At 53.0% G+C, this 26,007-nt stretch carries 23 protein-coding genes and 1 tRNA gene; 7 read left to right on the top strand and 17 right to left on the bottom strand.

The window, feature by feature from the left end; all coding sequences use genetic code 11:
* The first annotated feature begins 169 nt into the window (after positions 1-169).
* Entirely contained in the window at positions 170-3,088 is a 2,919-nt protein-coding gene (gene gcvP / locus SD425_RS01600) for an aminomethyl-transferring glycine dehydrogenase (protein WP_324674719.1), read from the top strand.
* Between the two features lie 94 nt (positions 3,089-3,182).
* Here gcvP and SD425_RS01595 read toward each other — a convergent pair whose 3' ends face one another.
* Positions 3,183-3,476 (bottom strand): SH3 domain-containing protein, encoded by a 294-nt coding sequence (locus tag SD425_RS01595; RefSeq protein ID WP_324674717.1) that lies wholly within the window; start codon positions 3,474-3,476, stop codon positions 3,183-3,185.
* A 204-nt stretch (positions 3,477-3,680) separates the two neighbouring features.
* On the opposite strand from SD425_RS01595, the gene SD425_RS01590 reads away from it, so the two are divergent.
* Positions 3,681-4,286, top strand: coding sequence for a DUF4136 domain-containing protein (locus SD425_RS01590; protein WP_324674714.1), 606 nt, complete (start codon positions 3,681-3,683; stop codon positions 4,284-4,286).
* Positions 4,287-4,371: 85 nt separating this feature from the next.
* On the opposite strand, the gene SD425_RS01585 is transcribed toward SD425_RS01590, so the two are convergent.
* The 3 genes from SD425_RS01585 to SD425_RS01575 all read right to left on the bottom strand — a co-directional run bounded on the left by SD425_RS01585 (position 4,372) and on the right by SD425_RS01575 (position 9,342).
* Positions 4,372-7,242 (bottom strand): glycoside hydrolase family 2 protein, encoded by a 2,871-nt coding sequence (locus tag SD425_RS01585; RefSeq protein ID WP_324674712.1) that lies wholly within the window; start codon positions 7,240-7,242, stop codon positions 4,372-4,374.
* A 188-nt stretch (positions 7,243-7,430) separates the two neighbouring features.
* Positions 7,431-8,324, bottom strand: coding sequence for a lipoyl synthase (gene lipA, locus SD425_RS01580; RefSeq protein ID WP_324679487.1), 894 nt, complete (start codon positions 8,322-8,324; stop codon positions 7,431-7,433).
* A gap of 202 nt (positions 8,325-8,526) precedes the next feature.
* Positions 8,527-9,342: a hypothetical protein gene (locus SD425_RS01575; RefSeq protein ID WP_324674710.1), complete on the bottom strand. Its 816-nt coding sequence runs from the start codon at positions 9,340-9,342 to the stop codon at positions 8,527-8,529.
* 113 nt (positions 9,343-9,455) lie between these two features.
* Between SD425_RS01575 and SD425_RS01570 the strand changes: the two genes are divergently transcribed.
* Positions 9,456-9,863: an OsmC family protein gene (locus tag SD425_RS01570; RefSeq protein WP_324674708.1), complete on the top strand. Its 408-nt coding sequence runs from the start codon at positions 9,456-9,458 to the stop codon at positions 9,861-9,863.
* 148 nt (positions 9,864-10,011) lie between these two features.
* On the opposite strand, the gene ytxJ is transcribed toward SD425_RS01570, so the two are convergent.
* The 4 genes from ytxJ to SD425_RS01550 form a co-directional block, all read right to left on the bottom strand.
* Positions 10,012-10,356 carry a bacillithiol system redox-active protein YtxJ gene (gene ytxJ / locus SD425_RS01565; protein ID WP_324674706.1) on the bottom strand — a complete coding sequence of 115 codons (345 nt, stop codon included), beginning with the start codon at positions 10,354-10,356 and terminating at the stop codon, positions 10,012-10,014.
* A gap of 20 nt (positions 10,357-10,376) precedes the next feature.
* Positions 10,377-10,703: a hypothetical protein gene (locus tag SD425_RS01560; protein ID WP_324674704.1), complete on the bottom strand. Its 327-nt coding sequence runs from the start codon at positions 10,701-10,703 to the stop codon at positions 10,377-10,379.
* Positions 10,704-10,838: 135 nt separating this feature from the next.
* Positions 10,839-11,147: a hypothetical protein gene (locus tag SD425_RS01555; protein WP_324674701.1), complete on the bottom strand. Its 309-nt coding sequence runs from the start codon at positions 11,145-11,147 to the stop codon at positions 10,839-10,841.
* Positions 11,148-11,305: 158 nt separating this feature from the next.
* Positions 11,306-13,285 carry a dehydrogenase E1 component subunit alpha/beta gene (locus tag SD425_RS01550; RefSeq protein WP_324674699.1) on the bottom strand — a complete coding sequence of 660 codons (1,980 nt, stop codon included), beginning with the start codon at positions 13,283-13,285 and terminating at the stop codon, positions 11,306-11,308.
* Positions 13,286-13,508: 223 nt separating this feature from the next.
* On the opposite strand from SD425_RS01550, the gene SD425_RS01545 reads away from it, so the two are divergent.
* A complete protein-coding gene (locus SD425_RS01545; RefSeq protein WP_324674697.1) occupies positions 13,509-14,792 on the top strand; it encodes a pitrilysin family protein in 1,284 nt (427 codons plus the stop codon).
* Positions 14,793-14,868: 76 nt separating this feature from the next.
* Here the strand turns inward: SD425_RS01545 and SD425_RS01540 are convergent, their stop codons facing one another.
* The 3 genes from SD425_RS01540 to SD425_RS01530 all read right to left on the bottom strand — a co-directional run bounded on the left by SD425_RS01540 (position 14,869) and on the right by SD425_RS01530 (position 16,204).
* Positions 14,869-15,237 carry a hypothetical protein gene (locus SD425_RS01540; RefSeq protein ID WP_324674695.1) on the bottom strand — a complete coding sequence of 123 codons (369 nt, stop codon included), beginning with the start codon at positions 15,235-15,237 and terminating at the stop codon, positions 14,869-14,871.
* Positions 15,238-15,308: 71 nt separating this feature from the next.
* Positions 15,309-15,662: a hypothetical protein gene (locus SD425_RS01535; protein WP_324674693.1), complete on the bottom strand. Its 354-nt coding sequence runs from the start codon at positions 15,660-15,662 to the stop codon at positions 15,309-15,311.
* 68 nt (positions 15,663-15,730) lie between these two features.
* Positions 15,731-16,204 carry a hypothetical protein gene (locus SD425_RS01530; protein WP_324674691.1) on the bottom strand — a complete coding sequence of 158 codons (474 nt, stop codon included), beginning with the start codon at positions 16,202-16,204 and terminating at the stop codon, positions 15,731-15,733.
* Positions 16,205-16,470: 266 nt separating this feature from the next.
* Between SD425_RS01530 and pheS the strand changes: the two genes are divergently transcribed.
* The 3 genes from pheS (at position 16,471) to SD425_RS01515 (ending at position 18,227) form a co-directional block, all read left to right on the top strand.
* Positions 16,471-17,517: a phenylalanine--tRNA ligase subunit alpha gene (pheS, locus tag SD425_RS01525; RefSeq protein ID WP_324674689.1), complete on the top strand. Its 1,047-nt coding sequence runs from the start codon at positions 16,471-16,473 to the stop codon at positions 17,515-17,517.
* A gap of 81 nt (positions 17,518-17,598) precedes the next feature.
* Positions 17,599-18,057, top strand: coding sequence for a hypothetical protein (locus SD425_RS01520; RefSeq protein ID WP_324674687.1), 459 nt, complete (start codon positions 17,599-17,601; stop codon positions 18,055-18,057).
* Between the two features lie 96 nt (positions 18,058-18,153).
* Positions 18,154-18,227: transfer RNA gene (locus tag SD425_RS01515), tRNA-Asn, on the top strand.
* A gap of 151 nt (positions 18,228-18,378) precedes the next feature.
* Here SD425_RS01515 and SD425_RS01510 read toward each other — a convergent pair.
* From SD425_RS01510 to SD425_RS01485, 6 genes are all read right to left on the bottom strand, one after another.
* A complete protein-coding gene (locus SD425_RS01510) occupies positions 18,379-18,942 on the bottom strand; it encodes a hypothetical protein (RefSeq protein WP_324674685.1) in 564 nt (187 codons plus the stop codon).
* A gap of 622 nt (positions 18,943-19,564) precedes the next feature.
* Positions 19,565-22,006 (bottom strand): T9SS type A sorting domain-containing protein, encoded by a 2,442-nt coding sequence (locus SD425_RS01505; protein WP_324674683.1) that lies wholly within the window; start codon positions 22,004-22,006, stop codon positions 19,565-19,567.
* Between the two features lie 284 nt (positions 22,007-22,290).
* Complete coding sequence (locus tag SD425_RS01500; RefSeq protein ID WP_324674681.1) at positions 22,291-22,965, bottom strand: sterol desaturase family protein; 675 nt, start codon at positions 22,963-22,965, stop codon at positions 22,291-22,293.
* Between the two features lie 80 nt (positions 22,966-23,045).
* Positions 23,046-23,564, bottom strand: a complete 519-nt coding sequence (locus SD425_RS01495) for a shikimate kinase (protein WP_324674679.1) — start codon at positions 23,562-23,564, stop codon at positions 23,046-23,048.
* A gap of 76 nt (positions 23,565-23,640) precedes the next feature.
* Complete coding sequence (locus SD425_RS01490) at positions 23,641-24,696, bottom strand: ABC transporter permease (protein WP_324674677.1); 1,056 nt, start codon at positions 24,694-24,696, stop codon at positions 23,641-23,643.
* Positions 24,697-24,801: 105 nt separating this feature from the next.
* The gene (locus tag SD425_RS01485) at positions 24,802-25,902 is read right to left on the bottom strand and encodes a BT_3928 family protein (RefSeq protein WP_324674675.1); all 1,101 of its coding nucleotides are present in this window, start codon (positions 25,900-25,902) and stop codon (positions 24,802-24,804) included.
* Positions 25,903-26,007: the final 105 nt, after the last annotated feature.

The following is a 26,007-nucleotide window of genomic DNA, read 5'->3' as shown; positions in this document are numbered from 1 at the left end:
GTAAAGCTACAGCTTCTAGCCTCAACGTAGCGTTGGTTTTCACCTTACCTTTGTGTTGCCTGAAAGTGAACTATCCGAGAACAACCGTGCGGCTTTTGCGCTTTTACCAGTGTCTCTTGCCTAGCTCCGCTTTCGGCGTTTTGCCTGTGTCACAACTCACTTCTATTATATGACTCTTCACCCCAAGCCTGCCGACCTATTCGTAGACCGTCATAACGGTCCCGACGAGGCTGCTATTGCTCAGATGCTACGCACGATCGGCGTGGACTCGGTCGAGCAGCTCATCGACGAAACGGTACCGGCAGCTATTCGCCTCCAGCGTCCCCTGAACCTGCCCGCAGCCTTAACGGAGCGGGCTTTTTTGGCTAAATTCAAACAAATAGCTGGGCAGAATAAGGTATATAAGAACTACATCGGCCTAGGTTACCACGACACGGCCCTGCCTGCTGTTATTCAGCGCAACATTCTCGAAAACCCCGGCTGGTACACGGCCTACACGCCGTACCAAGCCGAAATTGCTCAGGGCCGCCTCGAAGCGCTCATCAACTACCAAACGGTGGTGATGGACCTGACCGGGATGGAAATTGCCAACGCCTCCTTGCTCGACGAAGGCACGGCGGCGGCCGAGGCCCTGCACATGTTTCATAGCCAGACTAAGAAAAAGAACGCCAATAAGTTCTTCGTCTCGGAGCAAGTGCTGCCCCAAACTATCGACGTGCTGCGCACGCGCGCTACGCCCCTCGGTATTGAGCTCGTGGTGGGCGACCACCGCACCATCGACATCGCGATGGAAGGCTTATTTGGTGCCATCCTGCAATACCCCGGCGCCGATGGCGAAGTATTCGACTACACCGACTTCATCAGCCAAGCCCACCAAAGTGGCTTGTTTGTGGTAGTTGCCGCTGACCTGATTTCCCTCACGCTGCTCACCTCGCCCGGCGAGATGGGCGCGGACGCCTGCGTGGGTAACTCCCAGCGCTTCGGCGTACCGATGGGCTACGGTGGTCCGCACGCTGGCTTCTTCGCTACGAAGGATGCCTTCAAGCGCATCATCCCGGGCCGTATCATCGGCCAAAGCGTGGATGCGGCTGGTAACAAGGCGTATCGCATGGCGCTGCAAACCCGCGAGCAGCACATCCGCCGCGAAAAAGCAACTAGCAACATCTGTACAGCACAGGTGCTGCTGAGCGTGTTGGCAGGCATGTATGCTGTGTACCACGGTCCGCAGCGCATCAAGCAATTTGCCGTCAACATCCACGCTTTCACGCAGATCCTTGCACAGGAGCTAGGTTCGCTGGGCATTGATCAGCTAAACGAGAACTACTTCGACACGCTGCACCTAAAGCTGGAAAGCCCGGAGCTGCGCCACGCCCTACGCAAGGAAGCCGAAGACCTAGGTATCAACTTCCGGTACTTCGACGAAACCAGCGTTGGTATTTCGCTGCACCAAAACACGGAAGCAGCCGACGTAGCCGAAATCGTGGACCTCTTTGCCCGGATTCTTGGCAAAGAAACCCGGACCGAAGCCCTGATGCCTACCGACATCGAGCTAAAATGGCCGGCTAGCCTGATTCGTCAGAGCAGCTACCTCACCCACCCCATCTTCAACACGCACCACTCGGAGCACGAGATGCTGCGCTACATGAAGCACCTGGAAAACAAGGATTTGAGCCTAGCTCACTCCATGATTCCGCTGGGCTCGTGCACGATGAAGCTCAACGCCACCGCCGAAATGATTCCGGTGACGTGGCCCGAAATCGGTAGCCTGCATCCCTTCGCTCCGCGCGACCAAGCCCAAGGCTACACTGAAATTTTCCATGACCTAGAGAAGTGGCTCTGTGAAGTTACGGGCTTTGCCGCCGTGAGCCTGCAGCCAAACTCTGGCGCCCAAGGCGAATATGCCGGCCTGCTCGTCATTCGTGCTTACCACGAGGCCCACGACCAAGGTCACCGCAACATTGCTCTGATTCCAGCTTCCGCCCATGGCACCAATCCAGCTTCGGCCGTAATGGCCGGCATGCAGGTAGTAGTTGTGAAGAGCACGGAGGAAGGCAACATCGACGTGGCCGACTTGAAAGAGAAAGCCGCTAAGTACGCCGATAACCTGTCTTGCTTGATGGTGACGTACCCTAGCACGCACGGCGTGTACGAGGAAACCATCATCGACATCTGCCAGACTATCCACGAGCACGGTGGCCGCGTGTACATGGACGGCGCCAACATGAACGCCCAGGTTGGTCTCACGTCGCCCGCTACCATCGGTGCCGACGTGTGCCACCTGAACCTACACAAGACCTTCTGCATTCCGCACGGGGGCGGTGGTCCTGGCGTAGGTCCTATCGGTGTGGTGTCAGACCTGTCTTCCTTCCTGCCCGGCCACGCAGTCGTAAGTGCTGACGGCCGCAAAGCGGGTGCGGTATCGTCCGCGCCATGGGGTTCGGCTAGCATCCTGCCTATCTCGTACGCCTACATCTCCATGATGGGCGGCGAAGGGTTGAAGAGAGCGACGGAAATAGCCATTCTGAACGCCAACTACATCAAAGCTAAGTTGGAGGAGCACTACCCAGTGCTGTACACCGGCGCTAATGGCCGTTGCGCCCACGAAATGATTCTGGACTGCCGTCAGTTCAAGAAGGCCGGCATTGAGGTCGAGGATATTGCCAAGCGCCTGATGGACTATGGCTACCACGCGCCCACGGTTTCCTTCCCGGTAGCCGGCACGCTGATGGTAGAGCCTACCGAAAGCGAAAGCAAAGAGGAACTCGACCGCTTCTGCGAAGCCATGATTTCAATTCGCGCCGAAATTCGCGAGATAGAAGAAGGCCGCGCCGATGCCAAAGACAACGTGCTCAAGCACGCGCCGCACACCGCAGCGGCCGTATTGATCCACAACTGGGACCGTCCTTACTCACGCGAACAAGCCGTGTACCCCGCCGAGTATACCCGCGCTGCCAAGTTCTGGCCGAGCGTGAGCCGCATCGACTCGGCGTACGGCGACCGGAACCTGATCTGCTCGTGCACCTCTATCGAGGAATATGCCGACCAAGAGGAGCAGCTGGTACCAACTGATCGGGGACCTTCGTACTAAGTACCTAGCTTTCTTAAGTAATTAACACGCAAAAGGGGCCGTAATCGATGATTACGGCCCCTTTTGTATGGAATATGATTAGGCATGCGATAAGTTATTTGCTAGCAAAGCAGGTGCGGTACATGTAGCCGCTGAGCGTTTTTCCGTCTTTCGTGAGGCGGGCCTTCACAAAGTATTGGTCTACGGTGTCCGTAACCTGTACCTGGGTGCCAGAGCTTAGCGTAGCAAGTACCGTCGACTCTTTGGTCATGCCATTGTACAGGCCGCACTCTACAACACTGTCGTGCGCGACGGGTGTGCGATTAGCGTGCGAATAGCTACCAACCTCGGCCGTGCTGCAGGAAGCCAAGGGAGCAAAAGCGAGTAAGCAGAGTATGAGTTTTTTCATAGTTATATAGTATTTAGTTACTTATAGAAAATTTCTTGCCAAACAATATTCCGCTCAGAAAGGCGTATAGAATCTGTTAGGCAAGCCTACTATTTTGGAACGTTGACCCCTGCTCCAATGTTGAGAAAACAAGAAGGGGAAAGGCTTTCGAATTGATTATTATTGGACTCCTTTTCCCGCATACTACACCGCATTAGCAACCATATGAACCGCATCACCCGCTTTTTTGCCCGACCGGCCGCGTTGGCTTTTGTCGGTCTTTCTTTACTGTTTGGAGCCACCAGTTGCGCTACGACTTCACGCGTAGGTGTCTCTTCCGACTTTGATCATTCTGTAAACTTCCGTGCTTACAAAACGTGGGCATGGTACCCGCAGCAGCAGCCTGACACAGAAGGCGGCCCTGCCAAAGGCTACGAGTCGTTCCTCGACAAGCGCATGCGCGCAGCCGTGGAAACGGAAATGCAGAAGAAGGGTTTGACGTACTCTGAGACGAACCCCGACCTCTACATTGCTTACTCGGCCAAAGTAGAAGAAAAGCAAAGCGTATCGCCTTACTATAACGGCCTCGGCTATCCATACTATGGTTATGGTGGCTTCTACGGCCGTGGCTATGGCTATACGCCCGTAACTGAGTACAAAGCTGGTACAGTGATCATCGACTTCGTGGATGCGCACCGTAAAGAGCTAGCTTGGCGCGGCCAGGGTCAGGCTCAACTGGATCAGCAAACTATTTCGGAACAGGAAACCTACCGCATTGTAGGTAGCATCCTGGGCACGTACCCTCCACAGGACACCAACGCTCGCCGTTAAGCCCTAGCTTAGTAATATGAAAGCCCTTCTCCAATGCTGGAGAAGGGCTTTTTGTTTGTATCTGCTTTATGTCGCGCCCTAGCTTCTAGAACAGATCGTTCTTAGCAGGCACGGTGTAAGGCTGCTTTTCGCCACTCGTTTTGGGCAAGCCAAAGAAGAAGTATAGGGTGCGCTTGGTGCTGCCGCTCACGTGGTTTTGCTCACTGTTAGGACCTAGCTTCTGCGGGTTAGAGTCGATATTCAACGCCAGCTTAGTACCGATGGGCGGAATAGCATCGAGGAACGAGAGGTTACCGATGGGCAAAGCCGGATGCGGTTTCACGCCCGATAGGCCATAGAAATCGAGCATGCGCACGTACAAGCCTTTATCAGGGCTGGCTACCAGGAACTTGCCTTCTACGGTGTTCATTTCCAGCCATGTGATGTCGGCAAAGTAGCCTTTGAATTCGGGATAGATCCAGGGAGCCGCGCCGGTTTGGGTGTTGTTGTAGGCATTTTCCCATACGTTATCGGTCACACCTTGTAGGCGGTTCTTCCAGACGCGGTACGGGCCTTTGCCGAGCCATTTCGCGCTCAGCACAAAGTTCTCGGGGTACGTAAAGCTCACGCCTGTAAACGGGAAATCACCGCTCAAGGCGTATTCGTAGCTGAGGCCGAGCCAGCCGGTGCTGTACATCTTCCAACGCACGTACTTCAGGTCGCCGGTATAGCTAGCTTCCACTACCTCGCCGTCGTTTTCCTTCCGGTGGGTGAGGCCGGTGAAGGTAGCATTGCCGCTTACCATCACGGGGCCATTGCCGAAGGAAAGCTTATCACCGCTATTGCCCTTCACGCCCGTCAGCTTGCCATTGCGCTTGTTGAACGTCACGGTGATGTCGCTGGCTTTCAGTGTGAGAGTACTGTCAGTGTCCGTTGTCTCTACCGGTTGCGGCTGCTTGTCTTGCAAAGCCAAAACGCCGTCGAGTAGCTGGTCGTTAGCCGCTGTTTTCCACGACCATTTGTATACTAGGTTCTTCGCCGGATCATACGCAGAGAGCAGCAGCGCATCGTACGTTTTCCAATCCTTGGGCAACTTCAAATCGAGCTTACCGCTAGCGAGGGGCGCAACATTAGGGCTAGCTATTCGGCTTTTCTTCATCGTCGTATAGCCTGCGAATACCTCGCCTGGCTTACGGTATTTTACCAGCTCCCATTGGAAGTAGCACTGATTCAGATTCGTGAAGTGGTAGCGGTTTTCCACCGGAACCACGCCTTTAAAGGAAGTAGGTAGTTCCTTGAGGGTGATATGTACCGGCGAGAAAATCTCCCGAATAGCGTAAAAGCTTCCCTCCTTCTCGCGGTGCGGACCAACCACACCGTCTGGAGCATTCACGCCGTTCACGTCGATAATGTTGTTCAGGTCGGTGCGTACAATGCCTTCATCCACCAACGCCCAAATGAAGCCGCCACCGGAGCGCTGCGATTTCCAGTGTAGCTCCCAGAAATCACCTAGGCCCACGGCCGCGCCGCCGTCGTCTTGGGCGTGCAGAAACTCGGTAGGCATGTAGATGAGCGAGTCAGCGAGGATCTTTTGGGTGCTGTAGTAATCTTCGTAGTGATTTGTATCGATGCCGTTGAAGGCGTTGCCGGGGCGGTGGTGCGCGTGGATAACTGGGCGGGCGGAAAGGTCATACTTTCCAAAATCATCATCTAGCTCTTTGTTCGTGCCGCCTTCGTTGCCGTTGCTCCAGAAGATGATGCTTGGGTGGTTCACATCCTTTTCCACCATCTCCTTCACCAGCTTCTCACCAGCTTTAGTACTGTACGCTTTTTGCCAACCCGCTAGCTCATCAAGCACGTACAGGCCGAGCGAATCGCAGATTTCCAAGAACTTAGCATCGGGCGGGTAGTGCGACAGACGCACGGCGTTCATGTTCATCTCCTTCATGAGCTTCACGTCACCTAGGTGAATGGAGTCATTGAGCGTACGGCCGGTTTCGGGCCACCAGCTGTGCCGGTTGATACCCTTCATTTTCACCTGTGTACCATTCACATAGATGCCTTTGCCGTGTCGGATCTCGATGGTACGGAAGCCAAACTTCTCTGTCGTTTGGAAAGCTAGGTTGCCATTCGTCTTCAAGGTCACGTTGGCCCGGTACATGTTCGGCGTTTCCGAAGTCCACTGCAATGGCTTGTTGACTTTTGTACGTAGCGTAACTACTGTGTCTTGCGGATTGGCTGAAGCCTTTGCTGTGCCTACTACTTTGCCAGCAGCGTCCAGGATATCAGCTTGCACTTCGCTGGCTTGCTGCGTGCCTTTTAGGAACACATTCATGGCAAACGTGCCATCGGCCTTGGCGGCAACGGCGGTGTGCGCAATAAACTGCTTCGGATAGGCCTCTAGGTACACAGGCCGGAAAATGCCCCCAAAAATCCAGTAGTCGGCGAGGCGTTCGGCATTGTTGACCGAGGCTTCAGCTGACATTTTACTTACTGTTATTTCCAGCAAATTGGCTTTATCACCTTGCAGCTTGCTGGTGATATCGTACTTAAACCGGTAAAAAGCGCCTTGGTGCACGGGTCCGGCGAGTTGGCCGTTGACTTTTACCTCAGTGTCCGTCATTGAGCCTTCAAAGACCAGATACACTTGCTTGTCTTTCCAGCTAGCCGGCACCTGAAATTGCCGCTTGTACATGCCTTTCTCATCGGCGAAGCGGAAGTTCTTACCGTAGGTTTTGTAGTCGCGACCATAGTTGTAGCTACCAAAACCCTGCTGCTCCCAGCACGCAGGCACCTGAATGGTGGTCCAGTATCCGCTCTTGCGCCCACCAGTGCAGTAGAAATCCCAGGTGGCAGTATGGTTATTATCGGTACCCGATAGGTATTGAACTTGCTTGCGTGCATCCGATTGGGCACGCAAACTGCCGGTATACAGCAGTAGTAAACAGGTAATTAAAAAAGCTAGCTTTCGGCGCATGAGGTAAAGGCTTTGCGGGGTATCATAACAGAGAGGCGAACATACATGCTCTTACCCCATCAGCTACCCTGTACTATCCTGTTTACTAGCTGCCCTTAGCTTTTCCTCACTAAAACGACGCCGAGTTCAAATGAAAAAGGACAAGCTAGCTAGCTTGTCCTTTTTCATTTGAACTCGGATCAAGTTGATTAGATCGGCACGTTTACGTGGCGCTCGGCGTGGTAGCTGCTGCGCACCAGCGGGCCTGATTCTACGTACTTGAGGCCACGGCGCAGACCCTCTTCACGGTAGTGCGCGAACAAGTCTGGGTGAATGAATTCAGCAACTTCGATGTGACGCTTAGTAGGTTGCAGGTACTGACCTAGGGTCAGAATGTCGAGGCCGTTTTCGACCAAGTCGTCCATTGCCTTGTATACCTCCTCTTTCTGCTCGCCTAAGCCAAGCATAATGCCCGACTTGGTGCGCTTACCCGCTTCTTTCGTACGCCGAATCTGCTCCAGCGAACGGTCATACTTGGCTTGTGGGCGCACCAGACGATATAGGCTGCCTACTGTTTCCATGTTGTGCGATACTACCTCTTGGCCACCGGCAATCATTGTATCGAGGGCGGCCCAGTTGGCTTTCACGTCGGGGATGAGCGTTTCGATAGTGGTAGTAGGCGAGAGTTGCTTGGTCTGCACCACCGTTTCGTACCACACGCTAGCGCCTCGGTCTTTCAGCTCGTCGCGGTTCACGGAGGTAAGAACGGCGTGTTTTACGCCCATCAGCTGAATGGCTTCGGCCACACGGCGCGGCTCATCTAAGTCATATTCATTTGGGCGGCCGGTAGCGACTGCACAGAACGAACAAGAACGGGTGCAAATGTTACCCAAGATCATGAACGTAGCCGTACCCGCGCCCCAGCACTCGCCCATATTGGGGCAGTTGCCGCTCTCGCAAATGGTGTGCAGCTTGTGCTCGTCCACCAGTCGGCGAACTTTCGCATACTCAGGTCCCACGGGCAGCTTTACGCGCAACCAATCGGGCTTGCGCGGCTTAGCAGGCGCAGTGGCCTGGGGTTGTATTATCGGCAGGGTCAGCAACAATTCATCCATGCTGCAAAGGTAAGGTCAAATGACAGTTATGTGGCTACTGAGCAACTATCCTTTATGATAAGGCTAGCGTGCTAAGCTAAAGGTACAACCCCTAGCCAGTAAACAAGTTCAAAATCAAATAGCCGGCCCCTTGCATACGCAAGTGCGCCGGCTATTCTGTAGCGTCAGCCACTATAAGCTGGTTCTTCTCTTAGCTCCGGTGACCTAAGTAAAGGGTTAGGTACACGGATGGATAAAATTGCTCGTTCAGCGCTTTGGTGCTGCTCGCTGATTGCACGCTCAGGATGGTCAACTTCTTGGTATAAGCCTCCACTAAAAAGCCCGCTTCAATACCTGCTACCGCATCGCGGTAGCGACCATACTCGAAGCTAAGTGCCCCGCGCAAGTGGGCTCCGATGTTGGGCTTAGTTTCGCTGATACCCGCAAATAACGGCGCCCGGTCGATAATGCGGCCAGCCTCGGTGTTGACGTTCGGATCGTATTGCTGGTTCACGATTTTTTGCTGCGTCCCTTGCTTTATCTGACCGTTAGCTTGTCGATCTGTTAAATCGTAAGAGATATAGTACGGCATGAGCAGCGCAACGGAAGGGCCAGCTCCTAGCAACGCATTCACCTGTACGCCCGATTCGGGTGCTTTACGGAAAATTACCCGCTGCACACCAAACGTAGGCCGGATGGCAAACATATAGTTGCTCTTGCCAAGCACGAAGGTGCCGCCGGTGTTAATGTTAGTGACGCGTTGCTCTTTGGGGTGCTTCACCTCTACCGCTTCAATTCCCCAAAACCGCGACCAATCTTGTGACAGCAACTTGGTAGAGCGCACCGATACGCCCCCAATTAAGCCGCCACGCGTGTTGAAGTTGATGCCGTAGATAAATTCCTTGCGGTAAGAAGGCTCATCAGTAGCACTTACGGTCTGACTCGCATTCTGACTTTGCGCGCGTGCAGCAGGCGCAAAAGCCAAAACAGCCAGTACTAAACAGCCGGAGACAGATAACGTACGCACGGGTGACGAAAAAGCTGGGAATGGAACAATGGAGGCCGAAAACGGTCGCTGAGTAGCTGACTTATCGAAAGTACGTAAATTTACACGCATTGTCTTACCTTCTTTGTTAATTTATGAGCACCGCCACCGCCCGCTATTCCGGCCAGCTACGTACTGAAGCTACACACACAGCCTCTGGCACTTGCATCGTCACCGACGCACCTGTTGACAACCATGGCCGGGGTGAAGCCTTTTCGCCTACCGACCTCGTCAGTGCAGCGCTCGGCTCATGCATGATGACCATTATGGGCATCGTTGCGGAGCGGAGCCAGATCGACTTAGCTGGTACTACCTTCAACGTAACCAAGCACATGGTGGCTGACCCAAGGCGCATTGGACAAATCGATGTGCACTTTCAACTGCCCGCCGCCTTGTCGCCAAAGCAACGTACCATCCTCGAAAACGCAGCACACACCTGTCCGGTTGCTCTGAGTTTGAACCCAGAAATTCGGCAGGAGGTTCAGTTCGATTATAGTCTATAAAGCAGCAAGGCTAGGTGCTAGGTTGATGAGGCATTCTACTTTATCGATAAGGTGACCATTTTATTGTTAATACGTTGTAATTAACAATAAAGCACTCTTCATCAATGCGGTAAATGCTTGTCCTCTACCTAGCACCTAGCCTTTCGCCTTATGCGTTGATGCTGCTCTTCACGTCGCTCAGGCGAATACCCATGTGCGAGGCATCGTAGCGGCACTCGCCGTCCTGGATAAGCAACAGCTGCGGAGACTCGTGACGCACCCCAAACTGTTCGGCAACCTGGGTCGAAATGGGCCGGTAGCGCAGCAAATCCAAGTAGTATATTTTAGCATTTTCCAGGCCCGCGTCGTTCCACTGACGCTCTAGCTTGCTCTTAGCCGCTGCGCTAATCGAGCAGGAGGTACTATGCTTAAAAATGAGGACAGGCTGCTCGTGCGATTCGCGAACGATATCGGTGAGTTGTTCAGCCTGCGTGAGGGGTTGCCAAGGAGCCATGGGTTGGGTGGTTAAGTAATTTATTCCTTTTTCTTCTTGCGAGGACGCAGCCCGGGCGCAATTGGTTCGCTCACGCGCGCCGTGCCCGTCTTATCGAATTTATAACTGTCGCGCCCATCGTTGGGTTGCCCCGTCTGCCCGCCTTCTCCGCGTCGTAAGTCAGCGCGGCTCACGGCCAAGTGCGAATCCTTGTAGGCCGCCGGGGCCGGATACTGGCGTGCTTCGCGTAAAGAACGGCGATTAGCCGCTCGTAGCTTCGCCGGACTTATCTCCTTTGTCTGCGCCGCCGCTGGTTGCGCGTAACCGATGAGAAGCAACAGAAAGGCAAGTGCGATGATACGATGCATGAGATGGACGGTAAAAGTAAGTATAAGCACGAAGCAGCGTTTGAAGGCCTGCGAGAAGCTTGGCTACTACGTACGTTGACGTAAACCTTTTAGCCTAGCACTGTTACGTAAAACAGAAAGGCTTAGCTAGGCTATTTAGAAGGGCAGAACAATACCCAGGAACTTGCGCTGTCCTATCTTCCGCTTCACGCGCCGACGCTCATACTTAGGCTTTTTCAGGAGGCCATTTTTGTCGTAGCTATTGTGCTGAGGTGGTGGGGCAGTAGCCGTTGATCCATCAGCAGTTTCAGTCGCATCGGCGGTCTTGCTGGCTTTCACCTTTTTCGGCTGCGGTGGCCCCGTTGGGTTCGGAATACGGTGCGAGTGGCAAGCCGTCGTCAACAAGCAGCTCAGCACCAACAACCACACGGCAGTCCGTGCTTTACACAGGAAAGAGGTAATCATAAACCAATATCAGGAGAAAGTGAGTGACGGAGCAGCCAAGTGCCTGAGTAGTTGGAGAAGGGTTTATATCTAGGTAAACACAGTTATCCATTTGCTCAATTACTCCGCTGCTTAGTTACGCTACTCTAGGTACCAAAACCCGTGCCTTAACCGGGCGGCTAATAGGCCAATAACTTCTCAATACGCTCACGCAGACGCTGTTGAGGCAAAAATGCTTTCTCCAGCGTCGGGGCAAAGGGCACAGCGGTATCGAGTGAAGCAACGCGCTGCACGGGTCCATCGAGGTACTCAAAGCAGTGCTCCGCAATCCAGGCGGCTATTTCGCCGCCAATGCCGCCGGTGAGTGTATCCTCGTGCAACAGAAGCACGCGGCCGGTTTTCGTCACGGTTTGGCGCACGGCCTCTTCATCCCAGGGCAGCAAGGTGCGCAAGTCCAGAATATCACAGTCAAGGGCTAGCTCTTCAGCGAGTTGGGTAGCCCAGTGCACCCCTAGCCCGTACGTAATGATGCTTAAGTTGTCACCCTCCCGCACGAGCCTAGCTTTGCCGATGGGCGTGGTATAGTATTCGTCGGGCACAGTTCCCGTGACGGAACGGTACAGCAGCTTGTGCTCGAAATAAAGCACAGGGTTTGGATCTGCGATGGCGGCATTGAGCAAACCTTTCGCATCTTCGGGGCTACTGGGGTACACTACTTTCAGGCCTGGCGTGTGCACAAACCACGCTTCGTTGCTCTGTGAGTGGAATGGCCCGGCCGCCGTACCTGCCCCCGTGGGCATACGCACAACCACATCGGCGTTCTGCCCCCAGCGGTAATGACTCTTCGCCAGATTGTTCACAATCTGATTGAAGCCACAGGTCACAAAATCGGCGAACTGCATTTCCACCATCGATTTTTTCTTGCGGATGCTCAGCCCTAGGCTAGCTCCCAGAATAGCCGATTCGCATAAGGGCGTGTTGCGCACCCGCGCCTTACCAAACTGTGCCACAAACCCTTCCGTGGCTTTGAATACACCGCCGTATTCGGCAATATCCTGCCCCATTAGCACCAGCTCGGGGTAGCGCTCCATGCTCTGGCGCAAGGCGTCGGAAATGGCGTCTAGGTAGCGTTTATCGGAGCTAGGCCCATTAGTGGCGGGGGCTTGTTCGGGCGCTTCAAATGGTTGATACATGTCGGCTAGCTCGGTAGCTTCGTCGGCGACGGGAGCGGGCAAGGCGTCAGCGGCTTGTAGCGCTTCGTCAATTTCCACCTTGATCTGCTCCCGAATGCGGTGCCGACCAGTTTCGCTCAGCAGTTCTTCGGCCACCAGCCACTGTTCGTAGTTGGTCACGGGGTCTTTAGCGGCCCACTCCGTCAGTAAATCCTGCGGTACGTACTTAGTGCCACTCGCCTCCTCGTGTCCGCGCATCCGAAACGTAATGGCTTCTACTAGCACCGGCCGTGGCTTTTGGCGCAGGTCGTGGGCGAGCCGTTGAATGGTACCATACACTTCCAGAACGTTGTTGCCGTCTACTTGCACGGCTTCCATGCCGTAAGCGGGACCTTTGTCGATAAAAGAGCGGCAGCGAAACTGCTCATTACTGGGAGTGGAAAGGCCATAGCCGTTGTTCTCAACCAAGAAAATAACGGGCAGTTGCCACACGGCAGCTACGTTCAGGGCTTCGTGAAAATCGCCTTCGGAGGCACCTCCGTCGCCACTATACACCAAGGTCACCCGCTTCTGCTGGTCGAGCAGGTCTGCCAGGGCAATACCATCCGCTACGGCAAGCTGCGGACCTAGGTGCGAGATCATGCCGACAATATGGTGCTCGTTGCTGCCAAAGTGAAAGCTTCGGTCGCGCCCCTTGGTAAAGCCGTCGAGCTTGCCCTGCCACTGACCGAACAGCCGCGCCAGCGGTACTTCCCGGGCCGTGAATACCCCTAGGTTACGATGCAGCGGCAAAATGTATTCATCCGCATTGAGCGCCAACGTGCTCCCCACAGCAATAGCTTCCTGCCCCACCCCGGAAAACCATTTGCTCACTTTGCCTTGGCGTAGCAAAATCAGCATTTTTTCTTCGATCAGGCGCGGCTTGAGCAAAGCGCGGTAAAGCGTTAAAAGTTGTTCGTTGGAGTAATCCTTGCGGTCGAATTGCATACGTGGGCGAGTAATAAAGCTAGCAGCCTCAAAAGTACGGGTTTGAAAAGGAAGGAAAATTGTTCGGCCTCATTCTAGACGAGATGAATTGTCAGCATCTGGTCTGCTGGTCATTGTGAGCTTCAACCAACCACCTGTTGTCTTTTCTGCGTAGTTGAAACTTTGATTATATCCATCGGTTATTATAATTGCTCTTTCCCGCCCTTCTTCCCTTCAATAGTTCATGATTCACTTCGAAGAATTTACCCTAGCCAACGGTCTACGCTGCATCGTCCACGAGGACCACACCACGCCGATGGCCGTGCTCAATATCCTTTACAATGTGGGCTCGCGCGACGAAGACCCGCACCACACAGGTTTCGCGCACTTGTTTGAGCACCTGATGTTTTCGGGCTCCGTCAACATACCTAATTACGACGAGCCTTTGCAGCGCGTCGGTGGCGAAAACAACGCCTTTACCTCGCCAGATATCACCAACTACTACCTGACTGTGCCCGCCGCCAACATCGAAACAGGCTTCTGGCTTGAATCGGACCGGATGCTGAGCCTAGCTTTTTCGGAGCAGGGTTTGGAAGTGCAGCGCAAGGTGGTTGTGGAAGAATTTAAGCAGAACTACCTTAACCAGCCCTACGGTGACGTATGGTTGAAGCTGCGTCCTCTTGCCTATCAAGTACATCCCTACAACTGGGCTACCATTGGCAAGGAAGTAAGCCACATCGAAAACGCGGTGATGGACGACGTACGCGCTTTTTTCGCAAAGCACTACTCACCCGCCAACGCCATCCTGGTCGTAGCTGGTGCGGTGCCCGTGGCCGAAGTAAAACGCCTAGCCGAAAAGTGGTTTGAGCCAATTCCAAGCGGAACACACTACGACCGCAACCTGCCTACTGAGCCGCGTCAAACGCAGGCGCGTCATCTTGATGTGGCGGCTGATGTGCCCGTAACGGCGTTCTACAAAGTGTATCACATGCCCGGCCGCGCTGATGAGGCATATTACCCCGTCGATTTGCTTGGCGACGTGCTAGGCCGAGGCAAGTCGTCGCGCTTATACCAGCGCTTGGTGAAAGAACGACCATTGTTCAACAACGTTTCTGCTTCCTGCACCGGCTCTTTAGAACCCGGCTTGCTGGTGATCAGCGGAAAGCTCAATGCCGGCGTAACGCCAGAAGAGGCAGATGCTGCCGTCGAAGAAATTCTGGCGGAGCTACGCACCACGGAAGTGGCTGCCGAAGAACTGGAAAAGGTAAAGAACCAGGCTGAGGCCAGCATTGTATTTGGAGAAATTGAGTTGCTGAACCGAGCTATGAACCTAGCTTACAGCAAACTCATGGGCGACGCTAACCTAGTGAACCAGGAAAGCGCCCGTATACAGGCTATTACGCCAGCTGCTGTGTTAGCTGCGGCGCAAGAAGTGCTACGCCCTGAGAATAGCACGACTCTGTATTATCGTGCTCAACCAAAAGAAGTAGTAGAAGAACTCACAACTGTCGGCACAGAAGCCGAGTAGAGAAGAGGTCACAAATAAAAGAGCCCACCGATTGATGTATCGGTGGGCTCTCGCTTTATCATTCTTATCTGAAGTTCTACTGCGTTTTTGGCTGGGCAGCCGGGCTCTTAGGCGACGATAACGTAGAACTATTCGTCGTTTTTTTCTCTGGGCGACCTTCGTAGTCGGTTGTAACCCGTGTGGGTGGCGCCCCGCTCATGCCCGGTGCTACCGACTCACCTTGGCTTTCCATTAATGGCTCCATCTTGGGGTCGGTAGCAGGTGAGGCCGTATTGCCGTCTCCTGCGGTGGGCTTAGTGGACGTGCGAGCTGGTTGTGCCGGGTATACCTTGCCGCTCGATCCTGTTTTCTTACCTGCTGGCGCATTCGTGCGCGTTTGCGCCGTAACGGCCGTAGTAGTCAGCAGCGCGGCACTTAGCAGCACCACAAAAGCAATCCGTGACATAGTTATTTAACCGTGAGCGTGTTAAATCCTATACGCAGAAACGGCTGCTTCGACCATCTGTTGTTCCGCGCTTATCGTGCTTGCCGCTTCGCTGACTTCGTCGGCTTCGTAGCTGCTTTAGCTGACTGATTGGCTGAAAGACTAGTTGCACCCGTCGCAACAGGAGCTGTTTTCTTCTTCAGTGGCCGCCCCATATAGTCGGTAGTAGGCGGGCTAGGCATGTTCAGACGCAAGCCAGGAGCTAGCTTCAGATTATCTTCGTTGCGACGACCTGATCGGTCGTAGCGGGCATAAGCCCCCGAACGAGCTTTGGCTTTTGCATTCTGCGTATGATGATAGCCGTTGGCTGTGCGGCGAGTTTGTTGCGCTAACACGGAAGATGCGGTTAGCACAAGCATCGAAACGAGGAGTAAAGGGAGGCGCATCGTAGGAAAAGTAGAGTGACTACTATTTGCCTTACGATAATAATGCCGACTCTAGCTTGAGGCTTGTTCTACCAAGTTGTTGAGGGCACAACAGCAACAGGCGCTGCCTTCGCCATCTTGGCACCTATAGTAGAACTGGTATGCGTTGACTTGCGTAGCGGCCGGCCGTTGTAGTCGGTGCTCACGCCACGGTAAGGCGCCGTGTTCATGCCAGGGGCAATCATGACGCCGGAACTGTGCATCATGGGGTCATCGTTGGCATCAACGATAGCTAGATCATCTACTGAAACACGCTTAACTTTCGCTTGCTGCTTAAGCGGACGGCCCCGGTAATCGGTGGTTGGGCGCTGGTGCAAGCTCAGACTCATCCCTGGCGCGCTACTCCAGCCCGTAGCGTATTGCGGCGCATCAGCTACTGCATCAGTAGCTGCCCATGGGTCGACGGCAGTGGTATTAGTCCGAGTATCAGATTGTGCTTGAGTAATAGTAGAGGCACTTAGCAAAGCACCTAACAAGAATGCGGGGAACAGAAAACGAGGCATGGTGAGTGACTGAATGGGTGTGGAAATAGATGCAGGAGTACGCCGTAAAAAAGACAAATAACGAAGGCCGGCTCTCGTCAGTAACGGCCATTCGGATGCTCATCGTATTGCATCAATCATACCAAATCCTAAAATTCTCCTACTGACCTCGACAGGCCTAGCCGGATATAGGATAAACAATTCCCCATTTTGCACTAGAAAGTCCCAAATTCAACATGTGCCGGGGCTGTTATCAGTTGTCGGCAACGCCGTACCTTTGCGCTATTATGCAGGAGAATATCAATCGGCTACGCGCCGAAATCGAAGCCTACGATCTTACAGCTCCCGAACAGCTGGAGCAGTTTCGAATCGCCTTCACAGGTCGTAAAGGTCAGCTAGCCGACCTGTTTGACCAACTAAAAACAGTGCCGCAGGAGCAGCGCCGTGCCGTGGGTCAGGAGCTCAACCAGCTTAAGCAGTTAGCCCTAGAGAAGTTTACGCAGCGCCAGCAGGAAGTAGAAGCCGCCGCTCAAAATGCGCCTGCCGATGCAACCTTCGACTACACGTTACCCCCAGCGCCCAATGCCCTAGGTACCCGGCACCCCTTGAGCTTAGTACGCGAAGAAATGGTGCGCACTTTCTCGCGCATTGGTTTCAACGTAGCCGAAGGGCCCGAAATTGAAGACGATTGGCATAACTTCACGGCGCTAAATTTCCCCGAAAATCACCCGGCGCGCGACATGCAGGATACGTTCTTCGTACACCGCGAGCCAGGCCAAACCAACGATTGGCTTTTGCGCACGCACACCAGCAACGTGCAAGTGCGCGTAATGGAAAGCCAAAAGCCTCCTATTCGCAGCATCATGCCCGGGCGGGTGTACCGCAACGAAGCTATTTCGGCCCGTGCTCACATGATGTTCCATCAAGTAGAAGGACTCTTCATTGATGAGGGCGTGAGCTTCGCTGATCTAAAGCAGACGGTGTACTACTTCGTGCAGGAAATGTTCGGGCAAGACATCCAAATCCGCTTCCGCCCGTCGTTTTTCCCTTTCACCGAACCTAGCGCCGAAATTGACATCACTTGTCTGATCTGCAAGGGCAAAGGCTGCAACATCTGTAAGCAAACCGGCTGGGTTGAGATTGGTGGTTGCGGTATGGTTGACCCCAATGTACTCCAACAATCCGGTATCGACCCTGAGCAGTACTCAGGTTATGCCTGGGGCATGGGCATCGAACGCATTGCCATGCTAAAATATCAGATCAAGGATTTGCGTTTGTTCACGGAGAACGACATGCGCTTCCTACGCCAGTTCGAAGGAGTACAGCTAGGTTAGCGTGTGGTGAGTGACAGTAGAATGTTCCCTGCTCTACTGTCACTCACCAAGCTACCCAGCCCTATAAAGCAAGATAAGACCATGCGTATACCCAGCAGCTTACGCTTCTTCAGTGCAGCGACCGTACTTACTGGCATGCTAGGTATAATAGCCTGTGGTGGCGACTCTGCTTCGGAGGTGCAGCCTCAGATACCCATAATTGCTTTCACGACCACCATAAGCTTGCTTGACCAGCAGAACACGGCCCTGCGCTTCGACAACGGCGTACAGTACGTGGATGGTGGTGTGAAAGGAACCAAGGGGTTGATAGTGGTGCGGCAAAAAGCTGGTTCTTACCTAGCTTTCGACCGGACCTGCCCGTATCAGCCGACTAGTTCTTGCGCCACGGTAAGCATTGATCCTTCGCGCTTGTTCTTTCGCGACACCTGCTGCACCTCCCAATTTAGCTTGCAGGGTCAGATCCAGGGTGGGCCTTCGCGTTATCCATTGCGTCAGTATGCAACTTCTTTAAGCGGCAACTTGCTTACTATCAGCAACTAGCTATTTTTATTAAATAAAATACAGTGTAGCTCTTGCAAAAAGCAAAACACCGTCTTAATATTGCACCCGCAACGGCTACTAAAAGCCGCCATAACCGCTTCCTTAGCTCAGCCGGTTAGAGCATCTGACTGTTAATCAGAGGGTCCCTGGTTCGAGCCCAGGAGGGAGCGCAGAAACAAAGAAGCCCGCTGGATATCCAGCGGGCTTCTTTGTTTTAAAACGTCACCATTTTCGGATGGCTTGTTCTTGCCGCAGCCGCATATAAACTGGCTAACAGAGTTAACGACTGTTTAGTCATTCGTATACGTTATCATAAACCTATTACCAACCACTGGTATTAGTGCCCCAGCCGTCTGACTGTTTTTTCTTTGGGGCTGCTTTCTTTGCTGGTGTTGCCTTAGGAGCAGCAGGAGCCGACGATTTCAAGCTGTTAGAAGTTGAGGGAGTTGCGGGCTCCGCTGCTGGAGTGGCTTCAGTTGGTGCTGCACCGGCTGATCTGTTTGCTGCCGAATTAGTAGCAGCACTATTCTGAGCAGCAGGAGCAGGCGAGAGAGCTGGAGCCGACGAGTTTACCGTAGGCCGGCGCAGTGGCGCGCCCATTGGGCGGCCTCGGTAATCATAACGCACGCGCGTGGGAGGAGCAGCCGTGAAGCCTGGCGCAATATGCGCGCCCTCTATTCGCGAGGCAGCATCATCAGAAGCTTCTTTACCAGTACCAGGAGTGGTCCAAGAAGATGCGGGTGTAGTCGGATTATCGGGTTTGGTGGAGGAGGTAGCGGGTTCCGCAGCCTGCGGCGTTGATGAAGCAGCAGGCTGCTGCGCTAGAGCAAGGTGGCTACTCAAAGCAGCCACAACGAACAAGCTCGGTAAGACAAAGCGTGACATATGAGAAGAAAGATTAGTCGTTAACAGAAACTACTTCTCCTGCATACGCAGACGACACCGAAAAAGTGCTTTTAGTAGCAACACAAAAAAACCAAGAACGGCTGTATTGCTGAGCTGGTTATCAGCCTCCTACACAGATGTAAAGAACCAATACTGCTGTACCTACCTAGGTATAGCCACCGCAAGTGTTGAGCTAGGAAGCAGCGCTTCTCCTAGTAACATAGCTCTCCGGTCATAATAGCACGACAACGAACAGTAGTAAATGACGGTAGAAGTTAGCGAGGGCTCTCAACCTTTTCGCGCGTTGGTCAGTATCAATCTGAAACGCTGAAAGTCGTTGCAACTCCTCTCCCTCCATTTCCCCTACTGACCTGCCATGAAAGATTTTCGTTTTTTCCTCGCTTTTACCCTCGTGCTGCTTACCTTTTCACTTAGCAGCTGTGAGGCCATTGGTGATATTTTCAAAGCAGGTGCCTGGACCGCTGTCGTTGGTATCTTCTTGGTAGTACTACTTATTTGGTTTTTAGTACGCAGAATGCGCGGCTAACTTTACAGAACTATATTCAACAGAAAAGGCGCTCTACGAGCGCCTTTTCTGTTGAATAGTAAGCGAGCTAACTAATTACTGCTTTACAATCTTCCGTACCAAACTACCGCTGCTTGTTTGTAGTTGCACGAGGTACACGCCAGCGGGCTGTTGTGTCAAATCAAGTAAGGTACGTTGTGGTCCAACTGGCACCTCTTGATTTATGGTCAGCACTGACTTGCCAAGCGTATTGCTAACGGTACCGCCTAATACAACCGCCTCAAGATTAGTATAAAGCTCAAACAAGCCGGAACTGGGGTTTGGAGCTATTGTCACGTTGTTAGCAAGACATTCCGTGCAGCCAGCTACCGTTACAACTGGCGAGAAGGCCTCTGTAGCATCTTCATCAATTTGACGCAATCGGTAGTAGGCCGTAGTAGTTAGCGGTTGTTGGTCAGCGAAGGAGTAAGAACGCGCAGCAGTGCTCGTGCCAGCGGCAGCGAACATCCCGATGGCTTGAAAAGAATGACCATCAGTGCTACGTTCAACGATGAATTTAGCACTGTTTCTCTCGCTGGCCGTGGTCCAGCGGCAAACGACCGCAGTACCTAGGCGCCGCGCCGAGAAGGCCGTCAACTCTACTGGCAAAGGCATATCTGGCCGGGAGGACACGCTGAAGGGCGAGAAGCTTGTGATACTTCCTCGATTCACTCGGTAGCTGCTAGCTACAGTGCCAGCCGCAATACCGGGTACCTCGCTAGGTTTGTCGAAATAAGCTGATGAGCCTGTAGCAAGATAATGCGATACGTAAGCGCTATTACGGACAAAATCAGCCATTTCGTCTGTGCTATTCCATTGCAACCCCATTGTGATATTAGAGTTACCTGGTACTTCTTCGCTCACTAACCAAGTTTTCTTTACGTTCTGGTTGGTGACAGCAGTACCTATGCCGGTTTCTGAAGCATCATAGCGAGCATACATGCCATCGGCCACACGGACCGAGAATACGTCTTCATTGCGCGCTGTTGTGCTGCTAGGTTGTTGTAGTAAAGCCGGCGTATAGCTAGCAGCAGAGCTACCGATTGGAAACAGCACATCCGTACCACTATTGGTTACGCTTTGACGGAGTTGTCCCTTACCATTCGTCACTACAAAAGCAGCATTGCTAGCACCTTGAATCTGCCCTCCACGCTGTATGGTAAGGTTGTAGGGACCCAAGTACAATTTTGGAGCAGCAGTCACTGTCACTCCGCCGCTTGTAGCTGATGCTGTTATAAAACTGAGAGTGCCGTTCACAAGCACGTTACCAATTAAGTTCTTATTAGCACCGCCAGTTAATTTTAAATTACCATAAGAGCCAGGCGCTATGTTTATGTCGGTACCCGTCGTATAATATTCTACCGTGCTGGTATTAGCAAGCCGACCTAGGGTAAGTGTAGATGCGTAAGTAGGGCGCTGAATAGCCAAGGCCCCATTACTCTCCACATCAACTACCCCTTTTATGTCGTCGTCGTTGAAAAGATACAGACGCGAGGAAACAGTCGATCCCGGTACTCCAACAACTATATGGGAGTTTGCACCATCTACAGTCCAAGTACCTGCCGCACTTCCATTAATACGACTCGAGCTACTGGTGCCAGATGTAGTAGTGTTTCCTTGTACATAGTATACTGTGTTGGGCAACGAGAAGCTTGCAGGTTGCGTGCCGGTACCATCAGTTGCCGTACCCCAAGTAGTAAGAGCATCTAAGTTTAAATTTATATTGGCTTTGGAGTAGAAGATGTTTGTTTGCGGTGTGATAACCACATCATCAATACTCAAACCATTACCATTGGTGGTACTGTTGAATGTGTACGACCAACGAATCATTATCTCACCATTGACCGGAATGTCAGCAGTAAGTGTGCTGCGCAACACACGCCGGTTTGTAGTAGAGTTGCCGTCGCGTGGAGCAATGGGAGTAGTGGTAGAGGGGGCGTCAACGCCGAGGGCACTGATGGGAGTCCAAGTACCACTAGTCAAAGAAACTATAGGGGTAGTGCTGATCTGGTAATCCACCTTCACCTGCGCGGCTGTATTAATGCCGGAGTTATACCATTGCTCCATAGCATACATAATTTCTAGGCTCTTGATCGTGGCCGCGGTTGCTCCGCTAGTGCCATTCTTAAGACGCACTCCGATGTAGCCGGTGCCAACCCCAGTAGCACCCGTGCCGGCCGCAATACCGCCAAATGCTCGATCAGTATCTCCAGTATAGCCAAAGTGATACCATGCACCGGTCCCAGTAGAACCATCGCTAGGGCTAAGAGCACTAGGTGGAAAGGTCGCGCCAGGATATGCTGTCAGAGTTGCGGTTGCATAAATCCCCCGAAAAGTTGAGTTATTGTTGAAAGTAGCAGTTCCCGTCCCAAGTGAGTCGAAGTTCTGCTTATAAGGATTTAAGTTGGTGTTAGAGAAGGTATACTGAGCTTTTGCCGAGAAAGTAGCAAAGACTAATACTCCCACAAGTACCAACCAGCAACGATAAAAATTTGTCATGAACTAGTATGAATGAAGGCGAGAAAAGGCTCGAATTGATCTTGGGCTTATCAATTCATTTGCCAAGCGTAGCTGCTTGTGCGCCGTTTAATCAAATACCTAGCCTAATATTTAACAACCTTTATATTAGATCGATAACCAACCTACTGTCTTCTAGACAGTAGTATCGCTTGTGCCGTAACCACCATAACCGCTCCAGTAGGTGCACAATTATGGGACACTATCTTTTTCAAGAGCCAATAAAAAAGGGCCCGAAGGCCCTTTCTCTGTCATAGTACTTATACTTAGTTTTTCTTATCCGGCATGGTACCAACGATGTGGTCCCATAGGGTACTCGACACCCCAAATGCTACCTCATCTTGCCGGTAGTGATGTTGGGCGTGGTGATGCCACCAAACCTTTAAGAAGTTCTTCGGTGGTGCGTATACGTGAATGGCATAGTGCACAAATAAGTACAGCGCATAGCCAAACACGAAGCCAGCTAGGATCCCAAAACCTGCATTACCAAAGGTGAAGCGGAAGATGAAGAACAGCAACGACGCCACAAACACCGTCAGGATAGGAGGCATAGCGAGGCGAGTTTTGTCTTTCGGGAACTCATGGTGCACGCCGTGCATGGTGTACTGGAACTTCGCGCGTCCTGGCGTGGAGGCCTCTATATGATACACATAGCGGTGCACCAAATATTCGACTAACGTGAAGAGAAACCAGCCGGCTAGGAACAGCCCAAAAGCAGATAGCCCTGTGAGTAAACCGCGGCTCAGACCGTAATAGAGGCTAACGGCTGCTACACTGAAAAAGATGGTGAGTGGGCCCGCAATGTGCGTATGGGTTAAACGCTCTAGAACGGGATTCTTAAACAGCTGAGCGGAGCCTTTCTGCTTGGGCTTAATTGTACCAGGCGTCGGCGTGGGCGTGGGCTTCACATCGGGCTCAGGAGCGGCGGAGGCAGTGTTCATACAGATAAATGACTGGTATATGGGGCAAAAATACGCAGTAGCGCACAAATCGTGCACCAATGCTCGCGCAAATGGCTAGCTCACCCGGTAGTTTGGTAATGCATAATCAACCGCTGAATGCTTTCTACCGAATAAGTACCGGTGCAGCGCAAGTGGGCACGGGAGTAGAACCGTTCGCGGGTGGCTAAGGTTTCGCGCAAGCGAGTTTCTAGGGCCTGCGGGTCGGGCAGGTTAGCTAAAAGGGGACGGGCAGCAGCGGCGCGCACCAAGCGGCGTACGAGTTCTTCAACTGGCACTTCCAAGTAAATCGTTAGCCCGGTAGCTAGCAGTAAGTCGAGGTTTTGGTGAAAACAGGGCGTACCACCACCCGTAGCCAACACCATTCTATCACGCTCCGCCAGAATTGTTTGCAACGTGGCGGCTTCCCGTTCGCGAAAGTAAGTCTCTCCCTCCTGCTCAAACATTGCAGCGATACTACGGCCTTCTTGGCGGACAATTTCCTCGTCTAAGTCGTAGAAAGGGACTCCGTAGAAAGTAGCCAGGCCGCGACCTAGGGTAGTTTTACCCGCTCCCGGCATACCAATTAGGTGAAAACGCATGTGGGTTTAGTTAGCACTGGGCAATGAACAAGTCGTATAGAATAACCTGCATATAAGTTCGCTCATTTACGAAGAGCTAGCTCAACTTCACTCGCGGATCTAACACGGCGTAGAGCACATCAACGACGATATTGATCAGCACAAATAGAAAGGCAATAAAGATGGTGGCACCCATCACGATGGGGAAATCTAGGTTCTCGACGGCGCGCAAGGTGACGGTACCGAGCCCCTTCCAATTGAAGATATACTCAATGAAAAAAGCGCCGGCCATGAGCGAGGCCAGCCACCCCGAAACAGCGGTAATAACCGGATTTAGTGCGTTGCGTAACGCATGCCCTACTACCGTGTGGTAGCCAGAAAGCCCTTTTGCCCTAGCCGTCCGAATGTAATCTTGGCTGAGCACGTCCAACATAGAGCTACGGGTAAGCTGCGTAATAACGGCCAATGGGCGAATACCTAAGGCCACAGCGGGCAGCACTAAGTTGCGCAACACTAGGTGGGTGCCCGTAAACGGATCCGTTTCGTAGAGTTGACCTGTGAGGTTGAGCCCCGTCCAGCGGCTCCAGTAGAAGCCGAACGTCATGGCGATGAGAATACCGGCCACAAACGACGGCACCGAAATGCCAAGCACCGACACCGTAATGAGTGAACGGTCGAGCCACGTGTGGGGCTTCAACGCGGCCAACACGCCAAACAAAATACCGAATACCGCCGCTAGTAGCATGGCGGCCAGTGCCAACCAGAGCGTGCCCGTGAAGTGGTCGAGTAAGATGCTCAGCACTTCTTTGTTGCTTTGGAAGGAGCGCCGCAGATACGGTTTCTTCAGAACCAATGCCTTAGCACCTAGGGGCAACAGTGCTACGCCGCCGTACTTAGCTACTCCCGCCGAGTCGCGCGAATGGATGCCCACGGGCAATACATCATTGAGGTAGCCCGCAAGCTGCGAAGATACGGGCTGATCCAAGCCTAGGTCGGCGGCAATGGCAGCGCGGGTAGCGGGGTCGGAGCGCTGACCAGCTAGTAAGGCCACCGGGTCGCCGGGCAATACGGTGAACAGAAAAAATACCGTAAGCGCTACGCCCAACAGGATCAGTATGCCTTGGCTTAAGCGGCGGAAGATGAAAGAAACCATGACGTGGTGCTGGGTACCTAATGCTTGGTTTTGAGCCTAACAGTGTGAGTATATGCTAGCTTGCTCTAAAAACTAAGCACCAAGCGCTAGGCCTCAAGCACTAAACTATAATAGTTCCTCTAGCTTTCCGGCGTCGGGAATGTCGTGGTAGTGGTATTTGCCTTTCACCACACCGTTCTGCAACAGCAACAACCCCGGGTTCGAGCGAATCATGGATTTGAGCACGGTAGCATCCGCGTAATAGAAAGGCACCGCTAGGTTCACATCGTGGCGAAAGGCGTCGAACTCGGCCGGGCTACTGCTCGTGATGACCAGCGTAGAAATGTGCTTGCGCGACTTGGCTACTTGAGCAAACAAATCATTGAACTGCTCAAACCGGTCGCGGTCGGCGCTTTCGGTGCTTTGCACGATTAGCACGAGACGATTGCCCTCCATGATTTGCTGCGTAAAGTCGCCTTCGTCGTTCCACACCTTGAAGTCGGTGATTTTGGGCCCGGCTTCGGGGTTTAGCGCCACCATCTGCTTGAACTTCCAGGTGGTATCAGTCGGGTAGTCGGTAAAGTCCTTCGTCTCGCCGTTACGCGTCATGATGTACTTGTAGCGCAACTGCGCCGAAGGCTTCATGAGTTTGCCGATATCATTGCCCACCTTATAGGGTAGAAAATCGAAGTAGGGCAAGTGACCTAGGGCCCGCACTCCGATGCCAACCGCTACGGCGGTAGCCACCGTGATGTACATGACCCCGAGCGTGCCACGCGCAAAGGTGCGCCGCAGGTAACGATGGTTATAGTGCACCACGGCCCACAATCCTAGTAAGAACAAGTCCTTGGTAAAGGAAGCCCACGGCGTGAGCTTAATAAAGTCGCCGAAGCAGCCGCAGTCCGTTACCTTGTTGAAGGCAGCCGAGTAGAACGTGAGGAAAGCAAAGAAGACCAGCAGCCCCAGCAGCGCCCACATAATCTGACGCATTTGCCAGCGTAGCAACAAGGCCACACCTAGCACTACTTCCGAGGAGCTCAACACAATCGACAGCGTGCGCGCAATAGTGCGGAAGTTCAGGAAAAACGACCCAAAGTCCTGCGCAAATACCTCAAAGTATTCCTCCAGCTTCAACGCCGTACCGATGGGGTCGTTGAGTTTGATCAGGCCAGAGAAGATAAACAGGCCGCCAAGCAGCGCCCAACAAATACGCGTAACGAGTTTCATGAACGACGTTGAGTAAAGAGCAACGGAGTAATAGAGTAACGGAGCATAAGCTAGGTTGCAACCTAGTTTTCTACCTGAAAGTTGCCCAAGAAGATAACGGCGACG

This window comes from Hymenobacter sp. GOD-10R (assembly GCF_035609205.1).
Taxonomy (GTDB): Bacteria; Bacteroidota; Bacteroidia; order Cytophagales; family Hymenobacteraceae; genus Hymenobacter.
This window is presented reverse-complemented; position numbering and strand designations above follow the sequence as displayed.

Bases quoted from the DNA above. Each gene is read 5' to 3' on its own strand.
- SD425_RS01550 (WP_324674699.1), bottom strand. From the start codon at position 13,285: ATGCAATTCGACCGCAAGGATTACTCCAACGAACAACTTTTAACGCTT.
- SD425_RS01505 (WP_324674683.1), bottom strand. From the start codon at position 22,006: ATGACAAATTTTTATCGTTGCTGGTTGGTACTTGTGGGAGTATTAGTC.
- SD425_RS01595 (WP_324674717.1), bottom strand. From the start codon at position 3,476: ATGAAAAAACTCATACTCTGCTTACTCGCTTTTGCTCCCTTGGCTTCC.
- gcvP (WP_324674719.1), top strand. From the start codon at position 170: ATGACTCTTCACCCCAAGCCTGCCGACCTATTCGTAGACCGTCATAAC.
- SD425_RS01520 (WP_324674687.1), top strand. From the start codon at position 17,599: ATGCGTATACCCAGCAGCTTACGCTTCTTCAGTGCAGCGACCGTACTT.
- SD425_RS01535 (WP_324674693.1), bottom strand. From the start codon at position 15,662: ATGCGCCTCCCTTTACTCCTCGTTTCGATGCTTGTGCTAACCGCATCT.
- SD425_RS01495 (WP_324674679.1), bottom strand. From the start codon at position 23,564: ATGCGTTTTCACCTAATTGGTATGCCGGGAGCGGGTAAAACTACCCTA.
- SD425_RS01530 (WP_324674691.1), bottom strand. From the start codon at position 16,204: ATGCCTCGTTTTCTGTTCCCCGCATTCTTGTTAGGTGCTTTGCTAAGT.
- pheS (WP_324674689.1), top strand. From the start codon at position 16,471: ATGCAGGAGAATATCAATCGGCTACGCGCCGAAATCGAAGCCTACGAT.
- SD425_RS01490 (WP_324674677.1), bottom strand. From the start codon at position 24,696: ATGGTTTCTTTCATCTTCCGCCGCTTAAGCCAAGGCATACTGATCCTG.
- SD425_RS01545 (WP_324674697.1), top strand. From the start codon at position 13,509: ATGATTCACTTCGAAGAATTTACCCTAGCCAACGGTCTACGCTGCATC.
- SD425_RS01560 (WP_324674704.1), bottom strand. From the start codon at position 10,703: ATGCATCGTATCATCGCACTTGCCTTTCTGTTGCTTCTCATCGGTTAC.
- SD425_RS01590 (WP_324674714.1), top strand. From the start codon at position 3,681: ATGAACCGCATCACCCGCTTTTTTGCCCGACCGGCCGCGTTGGCTTTT.
- ytxJ (WP_324674706.1), bottom strand. From the start codon at position 10,356: ATGGCTCCTTGGCAACCCCTCACGCAGGCTGAACAACTCACCGATATC.
- SD425_RS01570 (WP_324674708.1), top strand. From the start codon at position 9,456: ATGAGCACCGCCACCGCCCGCTATTCCGGCCAGCTACGTACTGAAGCT.
- SD425_RS01585 (WP_324674712.1), bottom strand. From the start codon at position 7,242: ATGCGCCGAAAGCTAGCTTTTTTAATTACCTGTTTACTACTGCTGTAT.
- SD425_RS01500 (WP_324674681.1), bottom strand. From the start codon at position 22,965: ATGAACACTGCCTCCGCCGCTCCTGAGCCCGATGTGAAGCCCACGCCC.
- SD425_RS01510 (WP_324674685.1), bottom strand. From the start codon at position 18,942: ATGTCACGCTTTGTCTTACCGAGCTTGTTCGTTGTGGCTGCTTTGAGT.
- SD425_RS01555 (WP_324674701.1), bottom strand. From the start codon at position 11,147: ATGATTACCTCTTTCCTGTGTAAAGCACGGACTGCCGTGTGGTTGTTG.
- SD425_RS01540 (WP_324674695.1), bottom strand. From the start codon at position 15,237: ATGTCACGGATTGCTTTTGTGGTGCTGCTAAGTGCCGCGCTGCTGACT.
- SD425_RS01485 (WP_324674675.1), bottom strand. From the start codon at position 25,902: ATGAAACTCGTTACGCGTATTTGTTGGGCGCTGCTTGGCGGCCTGTTT.